6 protein-coding genes and 1 pseudogene are annotated in these 7,154 nt (G+C 71.2%); 5 read left to right on the forward strand and 2 right to left on the reverse strand.

The genetic code is table 11. The features are described 5' to 3' along the window. Window positions 1–90, forward strand: a pseudogene (locus tag FPZ41_RS43280) (aldo/keto reductase); the annotation flags it as partial. 110 nt (window positions 91–200) lie between these two features. Here the strand turns inward: FPZ41_RS43280 and FPZ41_RS43285 are convergent. Further along, window positions 201–644 carry an SRPBCC family protein gene (locus FPZ41_RS43285; RefSeq protein WP_131571802.1) on the reverse strand — a complete coding sequence of 148 codons (444 nt, stop codon included), beginning with the start codon at window positions 642–644 and terminating at the stop codon, window positions 201–203. Between the two features lie 211 nt (window positions 645–855). Here FPZ41_RS43285 and FPZ41_RS43290 point away from each other — a divergent pair, with 211 nt between their 5' ends. The 3 genes from FPZ41_RS43290 (at window position 856) to FPZ41_RS43300 (ending at window position 4,272) form a co-directional block, all read left to right on the forward strand. Continuing rightward, a complete protein-coding gene (locus FPZ41_RS43290) occupies window positions 856–1,899 on the forward strand; it encodes an Rv2578c family radical SAM protein (RefSeq protein WP_152870009.1) in 1,044 nt (347 codons plus the stop codon). Window positions 1,900–2,064: 165 nt separating this feature from the next. Further along, window positions 2,065–3,657 (forward strand): alpha/beta hydrolase, encoded by a 1,593-nt coding sequence (locus FPZ41_RS43295; RefSeq protein ID WP_152870011.1) that lies wholly within the window; start codon window positions 2,065–2,067, stop codon window positions 3,655–3,657. Window positions 3,658–3,723: 66 nt separating this feature from the next. Beyond that, window positions 3,724–4,272 (forward strand): GNAT family N-acetyltransferase, encoded by a 549-nt coding sequence (locus FPZ41_RS43300; RefSeq protein ID WP_152870013.1) that lies wholly within the window; start codon window positions 3,724–3,726, stop codon window positions 4,270–4,272. 4 nt (window positions 4,273–4,276) lie between these two features. Here the strand turns inward: FPZ41_RS43300 and FPZ41_RS43305 are convergent, their stop codons facing one another. Further along, window positions 4,277–4,849: an adenylosuccinate lyase gene (locus FPZ41_RS43305; protein ID WP_152870014.1), complete on the reverse strand. Its 573-nt coding sequence runs from the start codon at window positions 4,847–4,849 to the stop codon at window positions 4,277–4,279. 377 nt (window positions 4,850–5,226) lie between these two features. Here FPZ41_RS43305 and FPZ41_RS43310 point away from each other — a divergent pair, with 377 nt between their 5' ends. After that, the gene (locus tag FPZ41_RS43310) at window positions 5,227–7,032 is read left to right on the forward strand and encodes a 3-hydroxyacyl-CoA dehydrogenase family protein (protein WP_152870016.1); all 1,806 of its coding nucleotides are present in this window, start codon (window positions 5,227–5,229) and stop codon (window positions 7,030–7,032) included. Window positions 7,033–7,154: the final 122 nt, after the last annotated feature.

The raw sequence follows: 7,154 nt of genomic DNA on the forward strand, positions 1-7,154 counted from the left end.
TCCGAGCTGGAGCTGTCCGCGGAGCTGCTGACCGCACTGGACGAGATCTTCCCGGGCCCGGGCCCGTCTCCGGAGGCCTTCGCCTGGTAAGAGCCCCTGCCAAGGGGCGCGGGGAACTGCGCGACCAGCCACAGCGAACCCGCACCCGACCACAGACAGAACCCGGCAGACGCACCCGGCCCAACCCCCGGAGGGAACCCCTACTTCTCGACCTCGGCCGCCAGCTTCGCCAGAACCAGGTCGTAGATGCGAGCCAGTCCCTTGGGCGCGAAGGTCCTCTCGAAGAAGCCGCCGATCCCACCCGCACCGTTCCAGACGGTGGTGACCACGACCCGGGACTTGCCCTCCCCGGCCGGCGTGACCCGCCAGGTCGTGACCATGGAGGAGTTGCGGTCCTTCTCGACGAGCTCGCCGTCGGTGGGCTCGGTGACCTCCAGGAGGCAGTCGCGGACGCGCTTGCTGGTGGCCTGGAGCCTCCAGTGGACGAGGGTGCCCTCGCCGTCGCCGCCCTCACGCACCTCGTACTCGCTGAAGTGCTCGGGCAGCAGCTTCGCGCGGGTGTCGCTGTAGTCGGCGATGGTGTCGAACACCGTCTCCGCGTCCGCCGCGACGACTCGCTCCGTGGTGGCCTCGACCTGCGCCATTGCACTTCCTCCAGCACCTTGGTGTTGCACGGGTTGGAGGAAAGCCAACCATCAGGCGGCCGAGGCGCCCAAATCGGGGTCCGCCAACGGGACTCGAACGACGCCCGCGGACAGGGCCGGAGGAGACCTTCACCCGATATTCGAAAATGGGTTCGCACGATCAAGGGAACGTGTGTTCTATTCTGTGCCCAGTGCTACCGAGGAGGTGCCCATGCGCTGGGACCAACTGGCCGAGAACCCCACCCGGGCCCGGGACGCCGCCCTGTTCGGCGCGGACGCGGTGACCACCCGTACCTTCGACACGCCGGAGTTCCGCGGCGTGACGTTCCACGAGATCCGGGCGAAGTCGATCGTGAACCGGGTGCCGGGGGCCTCCCGCATGCCCTTCGAGTGGACGGTGAATCCGTACCGGGGCTGCACGCACGCGTGTGTCTACTGTTTCGCGCGCAAGACCCACAGCTACCTGGACCTCGACACGGGCCTCGGCTTCGACTCGCAGATCGTCGTGAAGGTCAACGCCCCCGAGCTGCTGCGCCGCCACCTCGCCTCACCCCGCTGGCACGGCGACCACATAGCGATGGGCACCAACGTCGACTGCTACCAGCGCGCGGAGGGCCGCTACGGGCTGATGCCCGGCATCATCTCCGCCCTGCGCGACCACGCGAACCCCTTCTCGATCCTCACCAAGGGCACGCTGATCCTGCGCGACCTCGACTTGCTGAGGCGGGCGTCCGAGGTCACCGAGGTCGGTATCTCCGTCTCCGTCGGCTTCACCGACCACGAGCTGTGGCGCACCGTCGAACCGGGCACGCCCGCCCCGGAGCGCCGCCTGGACGTGGTGCGCACCCTCACCGGCCACGGCATCGGCTGCGGTGTCCTGATGGCCCCGGTGATCCCGTTCCTGAGCGACGACCCGGCCCAACTCCGGGCCACCGTACGGGCGATCGCAGCCTCCGGGGCCACCTCCGTGACACCTCTGGTGCTGCATCTGCGGCCCGGCGCCCGGGAGTGGTTCATGGCCTGGCTGGAGCGCAACCACCCGCATCTCGTACGGCGTTACGAGCGGCTGTACGCGGAGGGCGCCTACGCCCCGAAGTGGTACCAGCGCCGGATCACCGGTCAGGTTCACGAACTGGCCCAGGAGTACGGCATGGGCCCCACACGCGCGGGACTGCCGCGCAGGATTCCGGCACCCGAGCCCGAGGCACCCGAGCTGCGGGCGGAGCCGACGGTGACCCAGTTGACGCTGCTCTGACCGCGGCGGACAAGTAGGCGGAGCGGAGAAGAGCGTCCGGGTGCTTCTCCCGGCCCGTTCGGGTCAAGTGTGGGCGGAACGCGTTCTTCCGGGCTTCGGCCCCGGAACGATGCGACGAGGGCCGTGGAGCGCACGGCTCACGTCCTGCGTCCCGGGAGCCCGGCAATGAAGAAGCCCGCAGTTGCTCTGTGCGGTGCCGCCGTCGTGGTGGCCGGAATGGTCACAGGGGTCCCGGCCGACGCGAGCGCGGGCACCGTATCCGGGCCGCGCACCGCGATCGACGCTCCGCCCGCGAAGCCGTCCTGGAGGAAGTGCGGGACGAGCGACTACCCGACGCTCCAGTGCGCGTCCCTGAAGGTGCCGCTCGACCACGCGAACCCGCGCGGCAGGCAGATCACGCTCGCCCTCTCGCGTGTCCCGCACACGGCGAAGAGGTACCAGGGCCCGCTGCTGGTCAACCCCGGCGGGCCCGGCGGCAGCGGTCTCACGCTGGCCGGATTCGTCGCGTCCGCACTGCCCCCGAAGGTGGCGGCGCAGTACGACGTCATCGGCTTCGACCCGCGCGGCGTCGGCGCCAGCAGACCCGCCCTGAACTGCCGGCCGGGGCACTTCGCGCCGGTGCGGCCCGACTCCCTGCCGTCCACTCCGGCCGTCGAGAAGGCCAACCTCGACCGTGCCGCTGCCTTCGCCAAGGCGTGCGCCGCCAAACACGCGGACCTGCTGCCGCACATCGGCACGGTCAGCATGGTCAAGGACATGGACGCGATCCGGCAGGCGCTCGGGGCCAAGAAGATCAACTACTTCGGGTACTCGTACGGCACCTATCTGGGCGTCGTCTACGCGAAGCTCTACCCGGACCGCGTGCGCCGTGCGGTGCTGGACTCGGTCGTCGACCCCACGGGCGTCTGGTACGGCGACAACATCCAGCAGGACCACGCGTTCAACGATCGCCACCTCGCGTTCACGGCGTGGGTCGCGCGGCACGACGCGAAGTACAAGCTGGGCACCGATCCGGCGAAGGTGGAGGCCAAGTGGTACGCCATGCGCGGGGCCCTCGCCAAGAAGCCCGCGGACGGCAGGGTGGGTGCCTCGGAGCTGGAGGACACCTTCCTCCCGGGCGGCTACTACAACGGCTACTGGCCCTACCTCGCCGAGGCGTTCGCGGCCTATGTGAACGCCAAGAACGACGACCCGCTGGTCGCGGCCTACGAGAACTTCGGCGCCGTCGACGCTGCGGGCGACAACGGCTACAGCGTCTACTCCGCCGTGCAGTGCGCCGACGTGGCCTGGCCGCGCGACTGGGGTCAGTGGCGCAGGGACAACTGGGACACGTACGCGAAGGCACCGTTCATGACCTGGAACAACGCCTGGTACAACGCACCGTGCGCGTTCTGGCCGACGAGCGCGTCGCAGCCGGTCGACGTCTCCAACGCCGCCGCGCCGCCGGTGCTGCTCTTCCAGGCGACGGACGACGCGGCCACCCCGTACGAGGGCGGCGTCGCGGTCCACCGTCTGCTGCGCGGCTCCAGCCTGGTGGTGGAGCAGGGCGGCGGCAACCACGGGGTCACGCTCAGCGGGAACACCTGCCTCGACAAGCATCTGGCGGCGTATCTGACCGACGGCACGGTGCCGCGGGGCGGGGGCGGGGCCGACGCGGTGTGCAAGCGGCTGCCCGACCCGAAACCGCTGACCGCGAAGGCGGCACCCTCGTCCTCGCGGGGTGCGGCACTGCACAGGCTGCTCGGCTTCCGCGGCTGAGACCCTCGAGGCCAACCCGCAACAATCGACGGGCGCGCGGCCCTGGTGCCCACCTAGGGTGCCGTCATGGAAGATCGACTCTCCCGACTCCGCATCCGTGAGATGACCCTGGCCGACTGTCGTTCCGTGGCCGAGATCCGGATCGGCGGCTGGCGGACCGCGTACGCGGGGATGATCCCGCAGGCGTACCTCGACCGGCTCGACGTGGACGCGGACGCCGAACGGCGGCGCGGTCACCTGGAGAAGGGCAACGGAGAGGTCGTGAACCTGGTCGCGGAGCGGCACGGCGAGCTCGTCGGCTGGGCCTGCCACGGGCCGTACCGGGAGGGTGAAGTCCGTACCGACGACGCCGAGTTGTACGCCGTCTATGTGCGGCCCGGCCACTTCTCGACCGGCGTGGGCCACGCGCTGCTCCGTGAGTCGGCCCAGCGGTGCGCCACCGCCGGGCACGAGCGGATGCTGCTCTGGGTGCTGAAGGACAACGCCCGCGCCCGCCGCTTCTACGAGGGCCACGGCTTCGCCCCGGACGGCGCCGAGGAGCCCTTCGAGGTGGACGGGGTGGCGGTGCCCGAGGTGCGTTACGTGCGTGCGCTCGGGGACATGGCTCCCGCCTGACGCCTCACAGCTTGGGCAGTCGCTTCAGCGCTCCGGCCGCCGCCTCCGCGAGAGCGGGCTGGGCGAGCGCCTCGTTGAGCAGAGGACGGGCCCGCTCGTCCCCCAGCGCACCCAGCCCCTCCACACAGGCGAGGGCGACCAGGCGGTACGGATCATGCGGCCGCAGCCGCCGCGCCAGCGTGGTGATCAGGGCGGGCACGGCCTCGGGAGCGCGCAGCGCCACCAGGAGGCGTACGGGGTGCAGGGCGTAGGCGACGCGGAGTTCGTTGGTGGCGAGCGCGGCGGCCGCGCGGGCGGTGCGCGGATCGCCCAGCCGGGCCAGGGCGTACGCGGCGGAGGCGCAGCGCGGCGGGTCGCGGTGGTTGAGCAACAGGACGAGGGTCTCGAAGGCACGCCGGTCCCCGGCGAGGCCGAGCCGGAAGGCGGCCAACTCCCGTGCCCACAGCGGCCGCCCGGGCGCGGTGAGCACACCGGCCAGTTCGTCGAGGTCGCTGGTCGCCATGAGCCGCTCGTAGCCGGCCGGGGCTCCCGACTCGTGACGTAAGCGTTCCGTGAGTGATCGCAACTCCTCGTCCATGGCACCGAGGGTACGGTTGCCACGGCCCCGCCGGGGACGTACATCACAAACACGGGGACTGGCGCGCTCGTTACTCGCGGGTTAAGCTCAGACGAGCGAGCTACCCGCTCGTGTACCTGCTCGTGATGGCCTGGTGACGCAGCCACTACGAGAGCAGTCGGTTCGGTACTTCGGGTACCTCAGTGCGACTCGGCTTGGGGACAGGGCCGGTCGGTCATCACCGTTCGCCGGGCGTGTGCACGCCCCTGGCGACGGCACCGGGCGTGTGCGCTCGTAGCCCGGCAACACCCGCACACCGCACTCCTTTCCGCACCCGGTGCGCTCTTCGGCGCAGCCGGGCGCACTCCCAGTCGTCACCCTCACTTCTGGAGTCCGCGATGGCCGCTCCCCTGTCCGACAAATCCCTGTCCCCGCTCAGGACCATTGCCGTAGTCGGTCTCGGCACCATGGGCACCGGTATCGCCGAGGTCCTGGCCCGGGCCGGCCGCGAGGTCATCGGGATCGACATCAGCGAGGCGCAGGCCGCTAAGGCCGTCGCCGCCCTGGAGACCTCGACCGCCCGCGCCGTGGCGCGCGGCCGGATCACCGAGCAGGAGCGCGGCGACGTCCTCGCCCGCTTCCGCACGTTCACCGGCCTCCAGGCCGCGGCCGACGCCGACCTGGTCATCGAGGTGACCCCGGAGTCGTACGAGATCAAGCAGCAGGTCTTCCGCGAGCTGGACGCCGTCGTCCGCCCAGAGACCGTGCTCGCGACCGGCACCAACGCGCTCTCGGTCACGCGTCTGGCCGCCGACTCGGCGCGCCCCGAGCGCGTGCTCGGGCTGCACTTCTTCAACCCGGCGCCCGCGATGAAGCTCGTCGAGATCGTCTCCTCCGTGCTCACCGCACCCCAGGCCGTCGCCTCCGTCACGGACCTGGCCATCGAGCTGGGCAAGGAGCCGGTGGCGGTCGGTGACCGTCCCGGGTTCGTCGCCGACGGGCTGCTGTTCGGCTACCTCAACCAGGCCGCCGCGATGTACGAGGCCAAGTACGCCACCCGCGAGGACATCGACGCGGCGATGCGGCTCGGCTGCGGGCTGCCGATGGGCCCGCTGGCGCTGCTCGACCTGATCGGCGTCGACACGGCCCGTACGGTCCTGGAGGCCATGTACAGCGCGTCGCGCGACCGGCTGCACGCGCCCGCCCCCATCCTCAAGCAGCTCAGCGAGGCGGGCCTGACCGGCCGCAAGTCGGGGCGCGGCTTCTACACATACGAGGCGCCCGGCAGCGCAGCCGTCGTGCGGGACGCGCTGACGCCGCTGTCCGGCGGGCCCGCGGTCCCCGGCCGCAGCGTCCGTGCCGTCGGCGTCGCGGGCTCCGGGACCATGGCGTCCGGGATCGCCGAGGTGTTCGCGAAGGCGGGGTACGAGGTCGTGCTCGCCGCACGCAGCGAGGAGAAGGCGGGGACCGCCAAGGCTCGTATCGGCAAGTCGCTTTCGCGCTCTGTCGACAAGGGACGCATGACGGTCGAGGCGGCCGCCGAGACGCTGGACCGGATCACCCCGGCCGGATCGTGCGACGCGTTCGCGGACGTCGACCTCGCGCTGGAGGCCGTCGCGGAGGACCTGGAGGTCAAGCGGCAACTGTTCGCGACCCTCGACAAGGTCTGCAAGCCGGGCGCGATCCTCGCCACCACGACCTCCTCGCTGCCGGTCGTGGCCTGTGCACGCACCACCTCGCGGCCGCAGGACGTGATCGGCATGCACTTCTTCAACCCGGCGCCCGCGATGAAGCTCGTCGAGGTGGTCCGCACGGTGCTGACCGGGGACGACGTGCACGCCACGGTCCGCGAGCTGTGCACGGCCGTCCGCAAGCACCCGGTGGACTGCGGCGACCGCGCCGGGTTCATCGTGAACGCCCTGCTGTTCCCGTACCTGAACAACGCGGTCAAGATGGTCCAGGAGCACTACGCGTCGCTGGACGACATCGACGCGGCCATGAAGCTGGGCGGCGGTTACCCGATGGGCCCGTTCGAACTGCTCGACGTGGTCGGCCTCGATGTCTCGCTGGCCATCGAGCGGGTCCTGCACCGCGAGTTCCGTGACCCTGGCCTGGCCCCGGCGCCGCTCCTGGAGCACCTGGTGGCCGCGGGCTGCCTCGGCCGCAAGACGGGGCGCGGCTTCCGCGAGTACGCCAAGCGCTGAGCGGTCCGGCGAGGGGTTCAGCGGCGACGCGGACCGGGGCGGGCTGCCGGGGCATGCGACCGGCAGCCGGCTCCTCGTGAGATCCGGCGGCTCCGCCCCAGTCTCCCGCCCCAGCCGCTCCC

It is taken from the genome of Streptomyces acidicola (genome assembly GCF_009377235.1).
Taxonomy (GTDB): Bacteria; Actinomycetota; Actinomycetes; order Streptomycetales; family Streptomycetaceae; genus Streptomyces; species Streptomyces acidicola.

Bases quoted from the DNA above. Each gene is read 5' to 3' on its own strand.
- FPZ41_RS43295 (WP_152870011.1), top strand. From the start codon at position 2,065: ATGAAGAAGCCCGCAGTTGCTCTGTGCGGTGCCGCCGTCGTGGTGGCC.
- FPZ41_RS43310 (WP_152870016.1), top strand. From the start codon at position 5,227: ATGGCCGCTCCCCTGTCCGACAAATCCCTGTCCCCGCTCAGGACCATT.
- FPZ41_RS43290 (WP_152870009.1), top strand. From the start codon at position 856: ATGCGCTGGGACCAACTGGCCGAGAACCCCACCCGGGCCCGGGACGCC.
- FPZ41_RS43300 (WP_152870013.1), top strand. From the start codon at position 3,724: ATGGAAGATCGACTCTCCCGACTCCGCATCCGTGAGATGACCCTGGCC.
- FPZ41_RS43305 (WP_152870014.1), bottom strand. From the start codon at position 4,849: ATGGACGAGGAGTTGCGATCACTCACGGAACGCTTACGTCACGAGTCG.
- FPZ41_RS43285 (WP_131571802.1), bottom strand. From the start codon at position 644: ATGGCGCAGGTCGAGGCCACCACGGAGCGAGTCGTCGCGGCGGACGCG.